Below are 19,277 nucleotides of genomic sequence, written 5' to 3'. Positions count from 1 at the left end.
CGATTATTCAGGATGCGGTGGAGTTCGCGCGACTTGGACTCGTGATCGTCGACGAACAGCACCGTTTCGGTGTGGCGCAGCGCCTCGCGTTACGCGCCAAGGCGCGCAACGCAGCGGAAGGCGCCCGCGATTTTCAGCCGCATCAGTTGATGATGTCCGCCACGCCGATTCCGCGCACGCTGGCCATGACCTATTACGCGGACCTCGACGTCTCGACCATCGACGAACTCCCGCCCGGCCGAACCCCGATTCTGACGAAGCTCATTTCCGACGCGCGTCGCGAAGAAGTGATTGGCCGCGTGCGCGAGGCGGCGCTGACCGGACGCCAGGTCTACTGGGTCTGTCCGCTGATCGAGGAAAGCGAGACGCTGCAATTGCAGACGGCCGTCGAAACCTACGAAACGCTGGTCGCCGCGCTGCCGGAACTGAACGTCGGCCTCGTGCATGGCCGGCTTGCCCCGGCGGAGAAAGCCGAGGTGATGGACGCTTTCACTCGCAACGAAGTGCAATTGCTGGTCGCGACAACCGTGATCGAAGTGGGCGTAGATGTGCCAAATGCGTCGCTGATGGTGATCGAGCATGCCGAGCGCTTCGGCCTCGCGCAATTGCACCAGTTGCGCGGCCGCGTTGGGCGCGGCAGTGCGGCTTCCGTCTGCGTGCTGCTTTACACCGGACCGCTGTCGATCACCGCACGCGCCCGTTTGCAGACCATGCGCGAGACGACCGATGGCTTCGAGATCGCCCGCCGCGACCTGGAAATCCGTGGCCCAGGTGAATTTCTCGGCGCGCGCCAGTCAGGCGCGGCGATGCTGCGCTTTGCCGATCTGGAGCAGGACGGCTGGCTGATCGAACCCGCTCGCGAGGCGGCGGCCCATCTGCTGGAAAAGTATCCGGACGTGGTCACCCAGCACCTGGCGCGCTGGCTCGGGGCGCGTGAGCAATACCTCAAAGCCTGAGCCGGCGTCCGTTTGCGGGTTTTGAACAGCGCGGCGTTACGGTCGGTAACGTTTCCGGGCATTCCCTGTGCTGGGGGAGGTTGGCGAATTGGCCCCATAGGTGTATAACTGAAACCTATCGAATTCATCGCACTGATTGGTCCCCAATGACGCTCACTGAATTGAAATACATCGTCGCGGTTGCCCGCGAGCGGCACTTCGGCCGCGCGGCAGAGGCGTGTTTCGTCAGCCAGCCGACGCTGTCGGTAGCGATCAAGAAGCTCGAAGACGAACTGAATGTGCAGATTTTCGAGCGTGGCACGAGTGAAGTGAGCGTGACGCCGATCGGCGAGCAGATCGTCACCCAGGCGCAGCGCGTCCTCGAACAGACGCTCGCTATCAAGGAAATCGCCAAGCAGGGCAAAGATCCGCTGGTCGGACCGCTGCGCCTCGGCGTTATCTACACGATCGGGCCGTACCTGTTGCCCACACTCGTCAAGCAGATGATCAAGCGCGTTCCGCAGATGCCGTTGATGCTGCAGGAGAACTACACGCTCAAGTTGATCGAACTGCTCAAGCAGGGAGAGATCGACGTCGCGATCATGGCGCTGCCGTTCCCCGAAACCGGCTTGATGCTGCGCCCGCTTTACGACGAGCCGTTCGTCGTCGCGCTGCCGTCCGGCCATGCGTGGGAGCATCGCAAGAAAATCGATCCGGACGATCTCAAGCAGGAAACCATGCTGCTGCTCGGCAGCGGCCATTGTTTCCGCGATCACGTGCTGGGCGTGTGCCCCGAGCTGATGCGCTTCTCACAGAACGCGGACGGCATCCAGAAGACTTTCGAAGGCTCGTCGCTCGAGACGATCCGTCATATGGTGGCGAGCGGCGTCGGCATTACGGTTTTGCCGCGCATGTCGGTGCAGGAAGTGAAGCCGCACGCAGGCGGCATCGATTCCGGCCTGCTCAGCTACGTGGCTTTTGACGAACCCGTGCCGGATCGCCGCGTGGTGCTGGCCTGGCGGAAAAGCTTTACCCGCATGCCCGCCATCGATGCAATCTGCGACGCTATCAACGCCTGCGATCTGGCCGGTGTGAGCAAACTCGAACTTCCCGTCGCGGTGAATTGAGCGTTTCAAGGCAGGCCCAGCGCGATCAGGTGCCCCGGGGCCTGCCCGTATCAAAGGCCGATAGCGTCGGCCCCTATCGAATAGATAAAATTAATCAAATATTACTTTTCGATAGCATAGGTATAGTTTCCTCCATGGGTCGCCCGATTCCGATCGCGACCAACACGATATGGAGGAAATCATGACGCAGCCCCAAGCGCAGCAGCCCCAGCAAGTTTCCACCCAAAGCGCCACACCGGCGAGCCGCTTCGCCATGTCAGCGAATAGCGTGCGCACCGTCGCAGTCTCGTTGCTGGTCGACCGCGCGCTGAGTGCGTAAGACGTCGTCCGGTCGGGCGAGCTGTGCTGCGCAAAAAAACGGCGCACGGCCCACAGCCCTGTTTCCAGCCGTACAAAAAAACTCTCATCAGGAATACACGATGTCCGAAAGCAAACTTACCTCGGCAGCCGGCGCATCTGTCGCCGACAACCAGAATTCGATGACGGCCGGCGCCCGCGGCCCCGTGGTGTTGCAAGACGTTTGGCTGCTCGAAAAGCTGGCGCACTTCGACCGCGAAGTGATCCCTGAGCGCCGTGTGCACGCGAAAGGCTCGGGCGCGTTCGGCACGCTGAAGGTTACGCACGACATTTCGCGCTTCACGAAGGCGAACGTGTTCGCGCAGGTCGGCAAGGAAACCCCGCTCTTCATGCGCTTTTCGACGGTAGCTGGCGAGCGCGGCGCCGCCGACGCCGAACGCGATGTGCGCGGCTTCTCGATCAAGTTCTACACGGAAGAGGGCAACTGGGACATTGTTGGCAACAACACGCCCGTGTTCTTCATCCGCGATCCGCTCAAGTTTCCGGACTTCATTCACACGCAAAAGCGCGATCCGTACACAAACATGCGCAGCAACGTGGCGGCGTGGGACTTCTGGTCGCGTCATCCGGAATCGTTGCATCAGGTGACGATCCTGATGAGCGATCGCGGTATTCCGCAGAACTACCGTCAGATGCACGGCTTCGGTTCGCACACGTTCTCGTTCATCAACGCGAACGATGAGCGCTTCTGGGTGAAGTTCCACTTCAAGTCGATGCAGGGTATCGAAAACTACACCGACGCCGAAGCGGCGCAAGTCGTTGCGCAAGACCGTGAAAGCGCACAGCGCGATCTGATCGACAACATCGATAACGGCAACTTTCCGAAATGGCGTTTCTGCATTCAGGTGATGCCGGAAGCCGATGCGCTCACGTATCGCTACAACCCGTTCGATATCACCAAGGTGTGGCCGTACAAGGACTATCCGCTGATCGATGTCGGCACGATCGAGCTGAACCGCAACGCGCAGAACTACTTTGCCGATGTGGAGCAGGCCGCCTTCACGCCGGCCAACGTGGTGCCGGGCATCGGCTTCTCTCCGGACCGTTTGCTGCAGGGGCGTCTGTTTTCGTACGGCGATACCCAGCGTTACCGGCTCGGGATCAATCACCACCAGATCCCGGTGAACGCGTCGCGCGTGCAGCGTCAGCATTCGTTCCATCGTGACGGCGCGATGCGTACTGACGGGAACCTCGGTAGCACAGCGAACTACGAGCCGAATCGCTTCGGCGATTTCGCGCAGGACCGCAACGCGTCCGAACCGCCGCTTGCTGCGGGTGCCGTGGACCGTTACGACCATCGTGAGGACGAGGACTACTACAGCCAGCCGGCTGCACTGTTCCGCCTGTTCGATGCGGCGCAACGCGAACGCTTCTTCGGCAACATCGCGCGCCATATCAATGGCGTGCCGCAGGAGATCCTTGCGCGGCAGCTTGAGCATTTCCGCCGGATCGATCCGGCGTACGCAGAAGGGGTGATCGCCGGGTTGGCGACGCTCAATGAGAAAGCGAAGTAAGCATCGAACGAAGTATCACTGCGCCGGCGAATGAGGCCGGTGGGTGCAGCGGGCTCGGGCGGTCAAGTCAATACCGCCTGGGCCTTATCCGATAGTCACGGTGGGCGCATGGGCGTCTTGCCAGTTCGAAGTCGAAGGGGAACGGACATGGTTCATATGTTAAGCATCGGCAGCGCACGGCTCGCACGTGACGCACGGATTGTCTTTGGCGGCAACTTCTCGCGCAAGCTGATTGGTCTTGCCATCCTGACGAGCGGTTACGCGCTGATTGCATCGCACGCGCTGCAACACCTGTCGGGTCACTAGGACTGACTGGCGGAGCGCTGTTGCGCGCACGCAGCTTTACTCCTGAACTTTTTATATGGAGGTTGTCATGTCACTTCATTCCACCCGCAATACGTTGGCCGAAGCGATTCGGCGCAAGTCTGTCGATCTGCTCGGTCAGTCGCTCGTCACCGCGATTGACGTGCAACGGCAGGCTAAGCAGGCACACTGGAACGTGAAGGGTCCGAATTTCATCGCGCTGCATCTGCTGTTCGACGAGGTTCACACGGCCGCTATCGAGTGGGCCGATCTGAGCGCCGAGCGCCTGGTTGCACTTGGTGGTACGGCCGATGGCCGGGTCCAACACGTGGCCGATAAAACGCAGCTCGAGTCGTATCCGCTGGAGTTGACGGATGGCACCGACCACGTTCGCCAAATCTCGGCGGCGCTTGCGAAATACGGGCAGCAAACCGTAGCAGCGATCAACGAGTCAGGTGATGCTGGAGACCCGTCGACCTCCGATCTGTTCACGGAAATTTCGCGCGCAGTCGATGATTATCTGTGGAAGGTCGAAGCCCACAACTACGCAAAGTAGCGTGAGCGAGGTGCATAGGGTCTGCACATTTGTACGATAAACTGGCGGACGTTCGCAGATACATGGTTAGCGCGTGAGCGCGCCATGCGCTGCCTGCTGTTTCGTATCACTCTTTACAGGAGTCGTCATGGCCAAAAAAGAAACCGTACAACACATCAATATCGGCATTAGCGACAAGGATCGCAAGAAGATCGCGGACGGCCTGTCGCATCTGCTGGCGGACACGTACACGCTGTACCTGAAGACCCACAATTTTCACTGGAACGTCACGGGTCCGATGTTCAACACGCTGCACCTCATGTTCGAGACGCAATACACCGAACTGGCGCTGGCTGTCGATCTGATCGCTGAGCGGATCCGTGCGCTGGGCGTGCATGCGCCGGGCAGCTACAAGGAATTCGCGAAGCTGTCGTCGATTCCGGAGGCGGATGGCGTGCCGGCAGCGGAAGAGATGATCCGTCAGCTGGTGGAAGGCCAGGAAGCCGTGGTGCGTACCGCGCGCGGGATTTTCCCGGCAACCGAAGCGGCCAACGACGAACCGACCGCCGACCTGTTGACGCAGCGCATGCAGACGCACGAAAAGACCGCGTGGATGCTGCGCGCGATGCTGGCGTAAGCGGTCAGCGTATCTGAAGTACCGGGCCTCCCCGAATCGCATTCGTGGGAGGCTTTATTTTTTGTGGCCCGGATATACAAGGGCATTGGGACGCGCTGGCGCACGGCGGCGGCGTTCTGCGGCTTCCCTCGCGCACATACCTTAAAATGTCGTCACTGCCCGCACTTGACGACGCCCGCCCATGTTCGCCCGACTCCCTTTGTATCTGCGCCTCGTCCGCATGGACAAGCCAATCGGCAGCCTGCTGCTGCTGTGGCCGACGCTCAACGCGCTGTGGATCGCGTCGGACGGGCACCCGCCGCTGTCGCTGCTGGTGATTTTCGCGCTCGGCACGGTGTTGATGCGCTCGGCTGGCTGCGCTATCAATGACTACGCGGACCGCGATTTCGACCGCTATGTGAAGCGTACCGAGAACCGTCCCATCACCTCGGGCAAGATCAAGGCGTGGGAGGCCATCGTGCTCGCGGTTGTGCTCGCGCTTCTGTCGTTTCTTCTGATCTTGCCGCTCAATACGCTGACCAAGGAACTGTCGGTGGCGGCGCTGTTCGTCGCGGGTTCGTATCCGTTCACCAAGCGTTTCTTCGCGATCCCGCAGGCGTATCTGGGCATTGCGTTCGGCTTCGGCATTCCGATGGCGTTTGCCGCCGTGCAGGATCACGTACCGATGCTTGCCTGGCTGATGCTGCTGGCCAATGTGTTCTGGTCGGTGGCGTATGACACCGAATACGCGATGGTCGACCGCGACGACGACATCAAGATCGGCATCCGCACTTCGGCGCTGACCTTCGGCCGCTACGACGTTTTCGCGATCATGCTGTGCTATGCGCTGACACTCGGGATTTATATCCGGATTGGTCTCACGCTCGGTTTTGGCTGGTTGTACTGGCTCGGCTGGGTGGCTGCCGCGGGCTGCGCTGTCTACCACTACACGCTGATTCGCAACCGTGACCGCATGGCGTGCTTTGCCGCCTTCCGCCATAACAACTGGCTGGGCGGGGCGCTGTTCGCGGGGATTGCCGCGCACTACGCCGCGGCCTCGTTCTGAGCGCTCTTAACCTGGCGCTTCGCCGCGCCAACGCACGCCGAAGGGGACTTCCTGCGGCGCGAAGGACCTGCGGCGCCGCAGTGTTTTCGTAAGAACCCGGCGCGGGTCGGCGCGGCCAGCAGCAACGCCGCTTTATTGCTTGCCGAACTCGTCGCCCATTTCCTTGGCGCGTGCATCGGCCGCCAGCACGCCGCGCACAATCGCATCCTTGATCCCACTTGCCTCAAACGAAACGAGCGCCGCTGCAGTGGTGCCGCCTTTTGACGTCACCCGTTCGCGCAACACGCTGGGTGGCTCGTCTGACTGAGCCGCCAGTTGCGCCGCACCTGTGAACGTCGCAACAGCCAGCGCGCGGCCTTGCGCTTCGTCCATGCCGAGCTGGCGCGCGGCTTCCTGCAGCGCTTCGATGAAGTAGAACACGTAGGCCGGGCCGCTGCCCGAGATGGCGGTTACGGCGTCGATCTTCGCTTCATCGTCGAACCAGACGGTCTGGCCCACGGCGCCTAACACTTGAGTCGCCAGTGCACGATCCGCAGCGTCGACGCTGCCAGTCGCCGAAAGACCCGCCACACCCATGCCGATCAGCGCCGGCGTATTGGGCATCACACGCACAATGCGTTGATGGCCGTTGAGCCAGCTCGACATATCGGCGGTGCGAATCCCGGCAGCGATGCTGATGACCACCTGCGTCGCGCCCAGATGCGGCGCCAGTCCTTCCGCTACGACCTTGAGAACCTGCGGCTTCACGGCCAGCACGATCGCGTCGAACGGCGCGAGCGCGGCATCCGCGGCTGCGCCCGTGCGAATACCGAATTGCTGCTCGTTGCGCTTGCGCGCTTCTTCGTTGGGGTCGATCGCGTAAAGGTCGGTCGGCGCGACGCCGTGCCTGATCAGACCGCCGATGATTGCAGCGGCCATATTGCCGCCGCCGATGAAGGCAATTTTCATGATGTTCCGGGATGGTTCAGTGAGAGTAGTCGCGCGCGCCGAAAATTGCGGTACCGACGCGCACGATCGTTGCACCTTCGAGCACTGCGGCTTCGAGATCGCTCGACATGCCCATCGACAGCGTGTCCAGTTCGAGCCCATCGGCGCGTAGCTGCTCGAAGAGTTCACGCAACTGCCGATGCGGTACCCGTTGAGCGTCGATGGTTTCGGCGGGCTCGGGAATCGACATCAGACCGCGCAGGCGCAGTTGCGGCAGCGCGGCGATAGCGTGTGCGGTTGCTGCAGCTTCCGCCGGTGTCACGCCGGCCTTCGACGCTTCGCCGCTCACGTTCACCTGCAGACATACGTTCAGCGGCGGCAAATGGGCAGGGCGTTGTTCGGCGAGCCGTTGCGCAATTTTCAGGCGATCGACCGAATGCACCCAATCGAAATTTTCCGCGACCGGGCGCGTCTTGTTCGATTGCAGCGGCCCGATGAAATGCCATTCGAGCGAAGCGCGCAGATCGGCCAGCGTTTCGATTTTCGTCAACGCTTCCTGCACATAGTTCTCGCCAAACGCATGCTGTCCGGCCGCACGTGCGGCGCGGACATCTTCGGCGGGAAACGTTTTCGAAACCGCGAGCAGGGTGACCGAGCGCGGGTCGCGTGAGGCGAGTTGCGCGGCGAGAGCAATGCGCTGCTGAACCGCGGCGAGGTTGTGATCGAGATCGGGCATGAGAAGACGTCAGAAGAAATCTGCGCAGAGACGATATACCCGATTATACGGACCCGCGCTCCCCACTTTGCCCGTCACGCGTACAGCATATGCTCGACCAGTTCGATCCAGTGCGCCACCGGCGTCGATGTGCCGCTTTGCAGATGGGCGATACAGCCGACGTTGGCCGATACGATCACCTGTGGCTCCTGAGCCTGCAGCTTTTCCAGTTTCTGGTCGCGCAGCGCGTACGACAGCGCAGGCTGCGTCAACGAATACGTGCCGGCCGAGCCGCAGCATAGATGGCTGTCGGCCGGCAGGCGCACTTCGATGCCGAGCGCAGTAAGGAGGTGTTCGACCTTGCCGCGCAACTGCTGACCGTGCTGCAGTGTGCAGGGCGGGTGGAACGCTACGGTATGCACGGAGCGGCGGCGCGTCACCGCGACCAGCGCTTCCTCGAACTCAGGCAGAACTTCGGAGATATCACGCGTCATTTCCGTGATGCGCTGTGCTTTCCCGGCATACGCCGGATCGTCGCGCAGCAGATGTCCGTATTCCTTGACGGTCGCGCCGCAGCCGGAGGCGTTCATCACGATGGCCTCCGCGCCTTCTTCGACATGCGGCCACCAGGCGTCGATATTGGCGCGGATATCGTCGAGTGCTTCGTCGTTGTAGCCGAGATGCAGACGGATCGCGCCACAGCAGCCGGCTTCCGGGGCCACGATCGTCTCTACACCGAGCGCATCCAGCACGCGTGCCGTGGCAATGTTGACGTTCGGCATCATCGATGGCTGCACACATCCTGCGAGCATCAGCATCTTGCGCGCGTGCTTCCTCGCCGGCCATTCGAGCGGCCGCTGGCGCGCCGGCACCTTGTCGCGCAGCTTCTTGGGCAGGAACGCGCGCACGTGCTGGCCGAGCCGCATGGCCGGCGTGAACAGTGCGCTATTCGGCACGACGCTCGCCAGCACGCGCCGCAACATCCGTTGACCGAAGGGCCTCGTCACCTTTTCTTCCGTGATCTTGCGGCCGATTTCCACCAGCCGTCCGTACTGCACGCCCGACGGACAAGTGGTCTCGCAGTTGCGGCAGGTCAGACAGCGGTCCAGATGCGTTTGCGTACTACGGGTCACCTCCGCGCCTTCGACCATCTGCTTGATCAGATAGATGCGTCCGCGTGGGCCGTCGAGCTCGTCGCCGAGCAACTGGTAGGTGGGGCAGGTGGCCGTGCAGAAACCGCAATGCACACACTTGCGCAGGATCGATTCTGCTTCGATGCCGTCAGCGGTGTCGCGAATGAAGTCGGCGAGGTTGGTTTGCATCGCGCGCTCAGAAGTCGGGGTACAGCCGGCCGCGATTGAAAATGCGGGCTGGGTCGAAAGCGGCCTTCAGGCCACGGTGGATTTTCATTAACGGTGCGGGCAGCGGTGTGAACACTCCGGCGCTGCGGTCATAGTTTTGCCCGGTGCGGAAAATCGTTGCGTGGCCACCGGCCTGTTTGGCGCTGATGCGTACGGTTTGCGCGTCGGTGTCGGTAATCCACCAGCGCTGGCCGCCGCCCCATTCCATCAGCTGGGCGCCGGGTAGTTGCAGCGGCTCTGTAATGGATGGCAGCGCGAGGCGCCAGAGCGCTGCCTTCGGCGCGATGGCCGCGAAGAAGGGATCCGTTTGCTCACGCAGACCAGCCCAGAAACGTTCGGCCTCGACCGCGTCGACGACTTCGCCGCCGAGCGCCGAGCGCGCCGATTTGACCGCCGCTTCGGCGCCGCCGAGGCGCACGGCGAGCGTGCCGTGGCGCCAGGCGCTGGCCGTGATCGGCAGCGGGCGGCCACCCCACTCGTTGAGCTTGCGGACCGCGTCGGTGCCGTTCATGTCGAACTTGAGGGTGGCTTCGGCCTGCTGCAGCGGCAGCACCTTGATCGACAGCTCGAGGATCAGTCCAAGCGTGCCGAGTGAGCCGGCCAGCAGCCGCGACACATCGTAGCCGGCCACGTTCTTCACCACCTGGCCGCCAAAGTGCAGCACCTGGCCCTGACCGTTCATGATGACCGCGCCGAGCACGAAGTCGCGCGGCGCGCCTGTCGATGGACGGCGCGGCCCGGCGATTCCGGCCGCAATGCAGCCGCCGAGGGTGGCGCTGGGGCCAAAATGGGGTGGCTCGAAGGGAAGCATCTGGGCGTGGTCGGCCAGCGCGGCCTCGATCTCCAGCAACGGCGTGCCGGCACGCGCCGTGATGACCAGTTCGGCCGGATCATAGGAAATGATGCCGCGATGCGCGCGCGTGTCGAGGATGTCTCCCTCCAGCGTCTGCCCGTACCAGTCCTTGGTGCCACCGCCGCGAATGCGTAGCGGTCGGCCTTCGGCGGTGGCCGAACGGATACGTTCGGACCATGCGGCGACGGTGTCGTCCTCTTCCATGTTGTCCTGCGTCGTTGTGTTTTGCTCGATTGTACCGGTCGGGGACTGACTGACAACCCGGAGCGGACCCCTAGCGGGTTGTCCGGAGGCGGGGGCCGGAATGGCGAACGAGGCGGCCTGCGGGGAACGCGTTTCCGTGTCCGCTCGCCGCGCCTTCCACGCTTGCCGATGCCACCCGCCGTCTGTCGGAAGCCTTAGAACCGCGGCAGGTCCGGGTGCGGCAGTAACCCGCCGCGAACGTGCATCTTGCCGTATTCGGCGCAGCGTGCCCGCGTCGGGATACCTTTGTCAGGGTTCAGCAAGCCGGGCGGATCGAAAGCCCGCTTGACCGCATGGAACGCATCGCGCTCTTCGGGCGAGAACTGCACGCACATCGAATTGATCTTTTCGATGCCCACGCCATGCTCACCCGTCACGGTCCCGCCCAGTTCGACGCAGGTTTCGAGGATGTCGCTGCCGAACGCTTCGGCCCGGTGCCACTCGTCCATATCGTTGCCGTTGAACAGGATCAGCGGGTGCATGTTGCCGTCGCCGGCATGGAATACGTTCATGCAACGCAACTGATACTTCTTTTCCATTGCTTCGATGCGTGCGAGCAGCGGTCCGATACTGCGGCGCGGCACGGTGCCGTCCATGCAGTAGTAATCGGGCGAGATGCGGCCCGCGGCCGGGAACGCATTCTTGCGTCCGGACCAGAAGCGTAGCCGTTCCTGCTCGGAGCGGGAGATCTGGATGCGCGTCGCGCCCTGTTCGCGCAACACCGCCGTCATGCGGACGATTTCGTCGGCCACTTCTTCAGGCGTGCCGTCCGATTCGCATAGGAGAATCGCCGCAGCGTCCAGATCGTATCCGGCCTTGACGAACTCCTCGACGGCGCGCGTCGCGGGTTTGTCCATCATTTCCAGTCCGGCCGGAATGATGCCCGCTGCAATGATGCCGGCGACTGCATCTCCGCCTTTCACCACGTCGTCGAAACTCGCCATGATGACCTGTGCGGTCTGCGGCTTGGGGATCAGCTTGACGGTGATTTCGGTGACGATGGCGAACATGCCTTCGCTGCCGATCATCACGGCCAGCAGGTCGAGCCCCGGCGCATCGGGGGCGAGCGAGCCGAACTCGACCACTTCGCCTTCCATCGTAACGGCCCGCACGCGCAGCACGTTGTGCACGGTGAGGCCGTACTTGAGGCAATGCACCCCGCCGGAATTTTCCGAGACGTTGCCGCCGATCGTGCAGGCGATCTGCGAGGACGGATCGGGTGCGTAGTAAAGGCCGTAGGGCGCGGCTGCCTCGGAGATTGCAAGATTGCGCACGCCCGGCTGGGCGGTCGCGGTGCGCGCGTACGAGTCTACTTCCACGATCTTGCGGAAGCGCGCCAGCGATACCACCACACCGTGACGGATCGGCATCGCGCCGCCCGACAGCCCCGTGCCCGCGCCGCGCGGGACGATGGGCACGTCGAGCCGGTGGCAGATCTGCACGATTCGCTGCACTTGCGATTCGGTTTCCGGCAACGCCACTGCTAGTGGCAGCCGGCGGTATGCCGCCAGGCCGTCGCACTCGTAGGCGACGGTGTCTTCCTCGCGGTACAGCAGACAATGGGTCGGCAGCACGGCCATCAGTGCCTGCACAACCTCACGTTGGCGCTGCGCGAGCACTTCGGCCGACAGCTCGGCGGGTGCATTCATGGTTCCTCTCCTCGTACTCCGGTGCGCCGGGCGCGCGGCTTTGCCGCGCGAGGTATTACAGGTGCCAGCAGGGGCGGCCTATAGGGTGATCTATCGATGCCCTAAGCGGCCCACGCGAAAATCTTGCCGGGATTCATGAGGTTACGCGGGTCGAGCGCATGCTTGATCGAACGCATGGTATCGACGGCGACCTCACCGTGTTCTTCCAGCAGGAAGCCCATCTTGTGCAAACCGACCCCGTGTTCGCCCGTGCAGGTGCCGTCCATGCGCAATGCGCGCTGCACGATGCGCTGGTTGAGCCGCTCGGCTTCCGCGAGTTCTTCGGGCTTGTTCGGATCGATCAGGATCGCGACGTGGAAATTGCCGTCGCCCACATGGCCGACGATCGGGCAGGGTAGCGGCGAGGCCAACAGGTCCTGCTCCGTTTCGACCACGCATTCCGCGAGCCGCGAGATTGGCACGCAAACGTCAGTGGTGACCGCGCGGCAGCCGGGCTTCAGTTGCAACATTGCGAAGTAGGCGTTGTGCCGGGCGTTCCAGAGACGGCTGCGGTCTTCCGGCCGGGTGGCCCATTCGAAGCCTTCACCGGCGTTTTGCGCGGTGATTTCCTGCACCGTTTCCGCCTGTTCCTTCACGCCGGATTCGGTGCCGTGGAATTCGAAGAAGAGCGTGGGCGCCTCGCGCAGCGTGAGATTCGAATGGCGGTTGATCGAACGGATGGCGAGCGAATCCACGAATTCCACGCGTGCAATCGGCACACCCATCTGGATGGTCTCGATGACGGCACGCACGGCGTCGCCCATCGAAGGAAACGTGCACACCGCCGCCGAGACGGCTTCCGGTTGCGGATAAAGCCGCAAGGTGATTTCGGTAATGACGCCGAGCGTGCCCTCCGAGCCCACAAAAAGGCGCGTCAGGTCATACCCCGCCGACGACTTCCGTGCCCGTGTACCGGTCTTGATGACGCGGCCGTCAGCCAGCACCACGGTGAGGCCGAGCACGTTCTCGCGCATCGTGCCGTAGCGCACGGCGTTCGTACCCGAGGCGCGCGTTGCCGACATACCGCCGATACTGGCATCCGCGCCGGGATCGATCGGGAAAAACAGGCCCGTGTCGCGAAGCGCTTCGTTGAGCTGCTTGCGTGAGATGCCCGGTTCGACGGTGACGGTAAGGTCTTCCGCGTTGATCGACAGGACCTGGTTCATCTCCGACAGATCGATCGACACGCCGCCCTGTACCGCCAGCAGATGCCCTTCCAGCGACGAACCGTTGCCGTAAGGAATGATCGGCACGTCGTGCTGCCCGCATAATCTGACAATGGCCTGCACCTCTTCCGTATTGCGCGCGAAAACCACGGCGTCAGGCAATTGCGGATCGAACGGCGATTCGTCGCGGCCGTGATGGGCGCGCACGGCTTCGGCGATCGAAACGCGCTCGCCAAAGGCGGATTTGAGCGAAGTGAGGAGTTCGGCGGGGAAGGGGCGGCGCAAGGGTGCCGGCGGCGCGGGATGATTCACAAGGGTCTCCTGAAGACGGGCTTGGCGTCTGTAGCTTCTGATTCATTTTACGCCGAACACCGGGCTTTACGCCGAACCGCGGCACCTCGCCGGCTGGCCGAACCTATAATGGCCGCGATATCGGGATCGGCATCGGGCAGGCAGCCACGCGGATGCATCCCACACTGAAAGGACGGCACATATCATGGGTCACCGTTTGAGCAAGATTGCCACCCGGACGGGCGACGACGGCACCACGGGTCTCGGCGACGGCCGCCGTGTCCGCAAGGACGAGGCGCGGATCACAGCCATTGGCGAAGTGGATGAACTGAACTCGAATCTCGGCGTGTTGCTGTGCGAAAACCTGCCTGAGAACGTGCGCCTGGCGCTGACCGCCATCCAGCACGACCTGTTCGATCTGGGCGGCGAACTTTGCATTCCGGGCCACACGATAATCACGGACAAGCATCTTGCCCAGCTCGACGGCTGGCTTGATGACTACAACGCGACGTTACCGCCGCTGAAGGAATTCATCTTGCCTGGCGGCTCGCGTTCAGCGGCGCTTGCGCATGTGTGCCGGACGGTGTGCCGCCGGGCCGAACGCGCCATCGTGGCGCTTGGCCAGAGCGAGGCAATTAATGCCGCGCCTCGTCAATACGTGAACCGCCTGTCCGATCTGCTGTTTGTGCTGGCGCGCGTGTTGAATCGCGTGGATGGCGGCAGCGACGTCCTCTGGCAGCACCAGCGCGGCGCGAAGTAAGCCGCCCGGGTGCAGCGATAAAGACTCGAGGTGCGCGACGACGGCAGGTGCGAAGCGCCTTAGCCGATCTCCAGCGTGACCGGCTTGCCGATCCGGCTCATCATTTCGACCAGCGTATCGATGGTGAATTTGGTGGTCTTCTTGTTGACCACGTCCGACACGCGCGGGCGCGATACCTTCAGGATCTCGGCGGCATCGGCCTGCTTCAGATGGTGTTCGTCGATCCATGTAGACAGTTCGGTCATCAACTGTTCCTTGAGGAGCCGCGTGTCGTTGATTTCCTTTTGCGATACGGCGTGCAGCTGTGCGGCTTCCTCAGCGGGGAAACCCAGCTCGAGGAACAGGTTCGCACCCGGTTTCGTCACATGACGGATTTTGGTGTCGATGGTCATTGATATGTCCTTGTCTCGTTGATCACTGCGCGATAGCGCGCCTCAGCAATACCCCGGTCGTGCCGGCTCGTGACCTCGCTCTGTTTCTGGAAGCAGTGCAGCACATAAATGGCTTCCACGAACTTCGTCACGTACATCACACGGTAAATACCGTTCGCTTCACTGATACGGATTTCACGCGTACCGGAGCCGACGATAGCAAACGGTTTCCAGTCGTCAGGGTCGAGGCCGGCCTGAACTTTACTGAGTTGGAAACCGGCCTTCCGGCGTGCCTCGTCCGGAAAGGCCAATAAATCGTCAAAGCTGGAACCCATCCAGGAAATTTCTTTGTCCCACTGCATGCACGTCCTTAATGTATAAAATTGTATACCAATCCCCCAGAAGCAGCAAGATGCATCTGCTTCCACCATGGGTAGTGACAGTACAAGGACGTGACATAAACGAACATTCAGCCGGATGGCCAGTGCAAAGGCAAACGGCCCACCGACGTACGCCGGTGGGCCGTTTTGGCAGGTGGACGATCGCGCTTGCGACCGTGCTAATGCGCGCAGGCGAGCATGCGGTCGATCTCCCCTTAATTCCCGCTGCCGCGAGCGACGCGGCGCTGCTTGACCGCTTCGGCCAGGCCTTCCAGCACGCCGAGACTTTCGTCCCAACCGATGCAGGCGTCGGTCACGCTCTGGCCGTAGGTTAGTTCGCAGCCTTCTTTCAGGTCCTGGCGGCCAGCCACCAGATGCGATTCCACCATCACGCCGATGATGCGCTCGTCGCCGCCGGCGATCTGGCGGCCAATGTCCGCACACACCGGAATCTGGTTCTCGTGCTTCTTCGAGCTATTGGCGTGGCTTGCGTCGATCATCAGACGCGCCGCGAGGCCAGCCTTGCCGATATCGGCGCAGGCGCCGTTCACGCTGTCGGCATCGTAATTCGGCGTCTTGCCGCCACGCAGAATGATGTGGCAGTCCTCATTGCCGGCCGTCGAGACGATCGCGGAGTGACCGCCCTTCGTCACCGACAGGAAATGATGCGGCTGCGACGCGGCCTTGATGGCGTCGACGGCGATCTTCACGTTGCCGTCGGTGCCGTTCTTGAAGCCCACCGGGCACGACAGGCCGGAGGCCAGTTCGCGATGCACCTGCGACTCGGTCGTGCGCGCGCCGATTGCACCCCACGAGATCAGATCGGCGATGTATTGCGGGCTGATCATGTCGAGGTATTCGGTGCCGGCCGGCAGGCCGAGTTCGTTGATGCGCAGCAGCAGTTCGCGCGCGGTGCGCAGGCCGTCGTTGATCTTGAAGCTGTTGTCCATATGCGGGTCGTTGATGAGACCCTTCCAGCCCACCGTTGTGCGCGGCTTTTCGAAGTACACGCGCATCACGATCTCGAGCTCGCCCGCGAAGCGCTTGCGCTGTTCGACCAGACGTCCCGCGTATTCGAGCGCGGCCTTGGTGTCGTGGATCGAGCACGGTCCGATGATGACGATCAGGCGGTCTTCCATGCCGTGCAGGATGCGGTGCATCGACTGGCGCGAATGGTAGATCAGCTCGGACACCGACTCTTCGCAGGCGAATTCGCGGATCAGATGGGCGGGCGGTGTGAGTTCTTTCAATTCTCGAATTCGGACATCGTCAGTGTTGTGCGGGGGCATGGTGGTTCTCCAGGATTCAATTCGTAGCGTGCGTGTTGTGTTCGCTTGGGGCGAAAAAAAACCGCCAGACTCGCTGGCGGTTTTTCGGGAATTTCGGGTGCCTTACGTGCACTAACACCCCTCTCGATCCGCCAGCGGTCTGAGATGCCAGAAAAAGTAAAAATAAAACTTGGCGGACATGGCGAAGTAAGGTCGTGCGTCAAAAAGGGTGGATGACTTTATAACCCGGGTAGTCTCGATTGACAACCGGTGGGCGCCAAAAATGCGGATTATCCGCATACTTCGTGAAAAATTTGCACGAAGTATGCGTTTTTGACGATCAGGCCGTGCCGCCCACCGTCATCTTCTCGATGCGCAGGGTCGGTTGGCCAACGCCCACCGGCACGCTTTGACCTTCCTTGCCACATACGCCGACACCGGAATCCAGCGCCATATCGTTGCCGATCATGCTGACGAACTTGAGCGATTCCGGGCCGCTGCCGATCAGCGTCGCGCCCTTCACTGGATACGTCACCTTGCCGTCTTCGATCATGTAGGCCTCGGACGCCGAGAATACGAACTTGCCGTTGGTGATGTCGACCTGACCGCCGCCGAAATTCACCGCGTACAGGCCGTTTTTCACCGAGGCAATGATTTCCTGCGGATCCTTGTCGCCGTTCAGCATGTAGGTGTTCGTCATGCGCGGCATCGGCAGGGCTGCGTACGACTCGCGGCGCGCGTTGCCCGTTACCGGCATCTTCATGAGGCGGGCGTTCAGCGTGTCCTGGATATAGCCCTTCAGGATGCCGTCCTCGATCAGCGTGGTGCACTGGGTCGGATTGCCTTCATCGTCGATATTGAGCGAGCCGCGGCGATTCGGCAGCGTGCCGTCGTCGACCACCGTGACGCCCTTGGCCGCGACGCGCTCGCCGATGCGTCCAGCAAACGCCGACGATCCCTTGCGGTTGAAGTCGCCTTCGAGACCGTGGCCGATTGCTTCGTGCAGCAGCACGCCGGGCCAGCCCGGGCCTAGCACGACGGTCATCGCGCCGGCCGGGGCCGGGCGGGCGTCGAGGTTGACCAGCGCAGCGTGCACCGCGTCATCGACGTACTTTGACAACACCGCGTCCGTGAAATAGCCGTAATCGAAGCGGCCACCGCCGCCGCCGCTGCCGATCTCGCGGCGGCCGTTCTGCTCAGCGATCACCGTGACGGAGACACGCACCAGCGGCCGGATGTCCGCGGCGAGCGCGCCGTCGCTGCGCGCCACCAGCACCACGTCGTATTCGCCGGCCAGACCCGCCATCACCTGGGTGATACGCGGATCGCGGCTGCGCGCCATCTGTTCGACGCGTTCGAGCAGCTTGACCTTGGCGGTCGCGTCGAGCGAATGCAGCGGATCGGACGGCAGATACAGGTCGCGTCCGGCAATGCCGGTCAGCGAAGGGGCAACCTTGATCTTCTGCTTGCCGCCGCCGGCCTTGGCGATCGAGCGGGTGGCGAGCGCAGCCTGGCGAATGGCCTCGGGCGACAGATCGTCCGAGTAGGCAAACGCGGTCCGGTCGCCCGAGACGGCGCGTACGCCCACCCCTTGATCGATGCTGAAGCTGCCAGATTTCACGATACCTTCTTCAAGGCTCCAGGCTTCGCTACGGGTGGCCTGGAAATACAGGTCCGCGTAGTCGATGCGGTGCGTGAAGATTTCGGCGAGCGTGCGTGACAGCAGAGCTTCGTCGAGGCCGTAGGGCGTGAGGAGCACGTCCTTGGCAGTGGCGAGATTACGGATACCGGGTTCGATGATGTTCATGCGAAGTGTCTTCTGCTCGATACAAAGGGGTTCGGTTGGCGCACGCGCATCACATACATGGGTGGGCGGCGTCGGACTTTCAATGTCTGGTGCAGCTTTAACTCGTCAGTACGCGGTGACGCCAGGCCGGCAGGCTCTGCCGGACTTCGTCGATGCGTGCCCGTTCGAGATTGCCGGCCACCACGCCGGCACCTTCCTCGCGTACCGCGACGATCTCGCCCCACGGGTCGATCAGCATGCTGTGTCCCCATGTGCGGCGGCCGTTCTCGTGCTTGCCGCCTTGCGCCGCGGCGAGCACGTAACACTGGTTCTCGACGGCGCGGGCGCGCAGCAGCATTTCCCAGTGCGCACGGCCGGTCGTGTAGGTGAAAGCGGACGGCACCACGATCAGCGCGCAATCGCCCAGCCGGCGGTACAACTCCGGGAAACGCAAATCGTAGCAGACCGACAGGCCGACTCTTCCGAACGGCGCCTCGAAGGTGCGGACCTCGGAGCCCGGGCGGATGGTGCGCGCTTCGTCGAACGATTCTTCACCTTTTTCGAAGTTGAACAGGTGAATCTTGTCGTAGCGGGTGACTTCCTCGCCCTTTGGGTTGAACACCAGCGTGGTGTTCAGGACGCGGTTCGCTTCGGGCGCCGTGATCGGCAATGTGCCGCCTATTACCCAGACGCCGTGGCGGCGCGCCGCGTCGGAAAGAAAGCGCTGGATCGGGCCGTCGCCGTAGGGTTCGCGTACGCTGAGCTTGTCGGTATCCTTAAAACCCATGAAACAGAAGTATTCGGGCAGCAGGACCAGTTGCGCGCCGTCGGCAGCGGCCTCGGCAATGAGGCGTTCGGCTTCGGCGAGATTGCGGTCGCGATCCGGCGTGCTCACCATCTGCAATGCGGCGACGCGGAAGGACGGGCTAAGGGAGGGGGGATTGGCGTGTTGTTCGCTCATGAGCGTTTCGAAGACTCCCGGCTGGGCAACGCCGACCGCAGGCGCTGCATACGT

The 19,277-nt window shown here is 62.5% G+C and carries 20 protein-coding genes; 9 read left to right on the top strand and 11 right to left on the bottom strand.

Annotated features, from left to right (window positions below; genetic code table 11):
• The 8 genes from BUS06_RS20070 to ubiA all read left to right on the top strand — a co-directional run.
• The coding region (locus BUS06_RS20070) for an ATP-dependent DNA helicase RecG (RefSeq protein WP_143787561.1) at nucleotides 1-956 on the top strand (956 nt) is incomplete at its 5' end.
• 146 nt (nucleotides 957-1,102) lie between these two features.
• Nucleotides 1,103-2,062 (top strand): LysR substrate-binding domain-containing protein, encoded by a 960-nt coding sequence (locus tag BUS06_RS20065; protein WP_074265836.1) that lies wholly within the window; start codon nucleotides 1,103-1,105, stop codon nucleotides 2,060-2,062.
• 181 nt (nucleotides 2,063-2,243) lie between these two features.
• Entirely contained in the window at nucleotides 2,244-2,381 is a 138-nt protein-coding gene (locus BUS06_RS37880) for a hypothetical protein (protein WP_167379403.1), read from the top strand.
• Between the two features lie 100 nt (nucleotides 2,382-2,481).
• Nucleotides 2,482-3,933 (top strand): catalase, encoded by a 1,452-nt coding sequence (locus BUS06_RS20060; RefSeq protein ID WP_074265835.1) that lies wholly within the window; start codon nucleotides 2,482-2,484, stop codon nucleotides 3,931-3,933.
• A gap of 147 nt (nucleotides 3,934-4,080) precedes the next feature.
• Nucleotides 4,081-4,239: a hypothetical protein gene (locus BUS06_RS37875; RefSeq protein WP_167379402.1), complete on the top strand. Its 159-nt coding sequence runs from the start codon at nucleotides 4,081-4,083 to the stop codon at nucleotides 4,237-4,239.
• A 67-nt stretch (nucleotides 4,240-4,306) separates the two neighbouring features.
• Nucleotides 4,307-4,792: a DNA starvation/stationary phase protection protein Dps gene (gene dps / locus BUS06_RS20055; protein ID WP_074265834.1), complete on the top strand. Its 486-nt coding sequence runs from the start codon at nucleotides 4,307-4,309 to the stop codon at nucleotides 4,790-4,792.
• A gap of 127 nt (nucleotides 4,793-4,919) precedes the next feature.
• Nucleotides 4,920-5,408 carry a Dps family protein gene (locus BUS06_RS20050; protein WP_074265833.1) on the top strand — a complete coding sequence of 163 codons (489 nt, stop codon included), beginning with the start codon at nucleotides 4,920-4,922 and terminating at the stop codon, nucleotides 5,406-5,408.
• A gap of 181 nt (nucleotides 5,409-5,589) precedes the next feature.
• Entirely contained in the window at nucleotides 5,590-6,453 is an 864-nt protein-coding gene (gene ubiA, locus BUS06_RS20045; RefSeq protein WP_074265832.1) for a 4-hydroxybenzoate octaprenyltransferase, read from the top strand.
• Between the two features lie 132 nt (nucleotides 6,454-6,585).
• Here the strand turns inward: ubiA and proC are convergent, their stop codons facing one another.
• The 6 genes from proC to BUS06_RS20015 form a co-directional block, all read right to left on the bottom strand.
• Entirely contained in the window at nucleotides 6,586-7,401 is an 816-nt protein-coding gene (gene proC, locus BUS06_RS20040; protein ID WP_074265831.1) for a pyrroline-5-carboxylate reductase, read from the bottom strand.
• A 16-nt stretch (nucleotides 7,402-7,417) separates the two neighbouring features.
• Complete coding sequence (locus tag BUS06_RS20035) at nucleotides 7,418-8,116, bottom strand: YggS family pyridoxal phosphate-dependent enzyme (protein ID WP_074265830.1); 699 nt, start codon at nucleotides 8,114-8,116, stop codon at nucleotides 7,418-7,420.
• Nucleotides 8,117-8,190: 74 nt separating this feature from the next.
• Nucleotides 8,191-9,417 (bottom strand): glycolate oxidase subunit GlcF, encoded by a 1,227-nt coding sequence (glcF, locus tag BUS06_RS20030; RefSeq protein WP_074265829.1) that lies wholly within the window; start codon nucleotides 9,415-9,417, stop codon nucleotides 8,191-8,193.
• A 7-nt stretch (nucleotides 9,418-9,424) separates the two neighbouring features.
• Entirely contained in the window at nucleotides 9,425-10,513 is a 1,089-nt protein-coding gene (gene glcE, locus BUS06_RS20025; RefSeq protein WP_074265828.1) for a glycolate oxidase subunit GlcE, read from the bottom strand.
• Nucleotides 10,514-10,707: 194 nt separating this feature from the next.
• Complete coding sequence (locus BUS06_RS20020) at nucleotides 10,708-12,201, bottom strand: FAD-linked oxidase C-terminal domain-containing protein (RefSeq protein ID WP_074265827.1); 1,494 nt, start codon at nucleotides 12,199-12,201, stop codon at nucleotides 10,708-10,710.
• A 101-nt stretch (nucleotides 12,202-12,302) separates the two neighbouring features.
• Nucleotides 12,303-13,718, bottom strand: coding sequence for an FAD-binding oxidoreductase (locus BUS06_RS20015; RefSeq protein ID WP_074265826.1), 1,416 nt, complete (start codon nucleotides 13,716-13,718; stop codon nucleotides 12,303-12,305).
• Nucleotides 13,719-13,902: 184 nt separating this feature from the next.
• Between BUS06_RS20015 and BUS06_RS20010 the strand changes: the two genes are divergently transcribed.
• A complete protein-coding gene (locus tag BUS06_RS20010; protein ID WP_074265825.1) occupies nucleotides 13,903-14,457 on the top strand; it encodes a cob(I)yrinic acid a,c-diamide adenosyltransferase in 555 nt (184 codons plus the stop codon).
• Nucleotides 14,458-14,516: 59 nt separating this feature from the next.
• Here BUS06_RS20010 and BUS06_RS20005 read toward each other — a convergent pair whose 3' ends face one another.
• From BUS06_RS20005 to BUS06_RS19980, 5 genes are all read right to left on the bottom strand, one after another.
• The gene (locus tag BUS06_RS20005) at nucleotides 14,517-14,849 is read right to left on the bottom strand and encodes a helix-turn-helix domain-containing protein (RefSeq protein WP_074265824.1); all 333 of its coding nucleotides are present in this window, start codon (nucleotides 14,847-14,849) and stop codon (nucleotides 14,517-14,519) included.
• Nucleotides 14,846-15,190, bottom strand: a complete 345-nt coding sequence (locus tag BUS06_RS20000) for a type II toxin-antitoxin system RelE/ParE family toxin (protein ID WP_074265823.1) — start codon at nucleotides 15,188-15,190, stop codon at nucleotides 14,846-14,848. The genes BUS06_RS20005 and BUS06_RS20000 overlap by 4 nt, the downstream gene beginning before the upstream one ends.
• 233 nt (nucleotides 15,191-15,423) lie before the next feature.
• Entirely contained in the window at nucleotides 15,424-16,497 is a 1,074-nt protein-coding gene (aroG, locus tag BUS06_RS19995; protein ID WP_074265822.1) for a 3-deoxy-7-phosphoheptulonate synthase AroG, read from the bottom strand.
• Nucleotides 16,498-16,816: 319 nt separating this feature from the next.
• Nucleotides 16,817-18,283 carry a metalloprotease TldD gene (gene tldD / locus BUS06_RS19985; protein WP_074265821.1) on the bottom strand — a complete coding sequence of 489 codons (1,467 nt, stop codon included), beginning with the start codon at nucleotides 18,281-18,283 and terminating at the stop codon, nucleotides 16,817-16,819.
• A 97-nt stretch (nucleotides 18,284-18,380) separates the two neighbouring features.
• A complete protein-coding gene (locus BUS06_RS19980) occupies nucleotides 18,381-19,223 on the bottom strand; it encodes a carbon-nitrogen hydrolase family protein (protein ID WP_074265820.1) in 843 nt (280 codons plus the stop codon).
• Nucleotides 19,224-19,277: the final 54 nt, after the last annotated feature.

It is taken from the genome of Paraburkholderia phenazinium (assembly GCF_900141745.1).
Lineage (GTDB): Bacteria > Pseudomonadota > Gammaproteobacteria > Burkholderiales > Burkholderiaceae > Paraburkholderia > Paraburkholderia phenazinium_B.
This window is presented reverse-complemented; position numbering and strand designations above follow the sequence as displayed.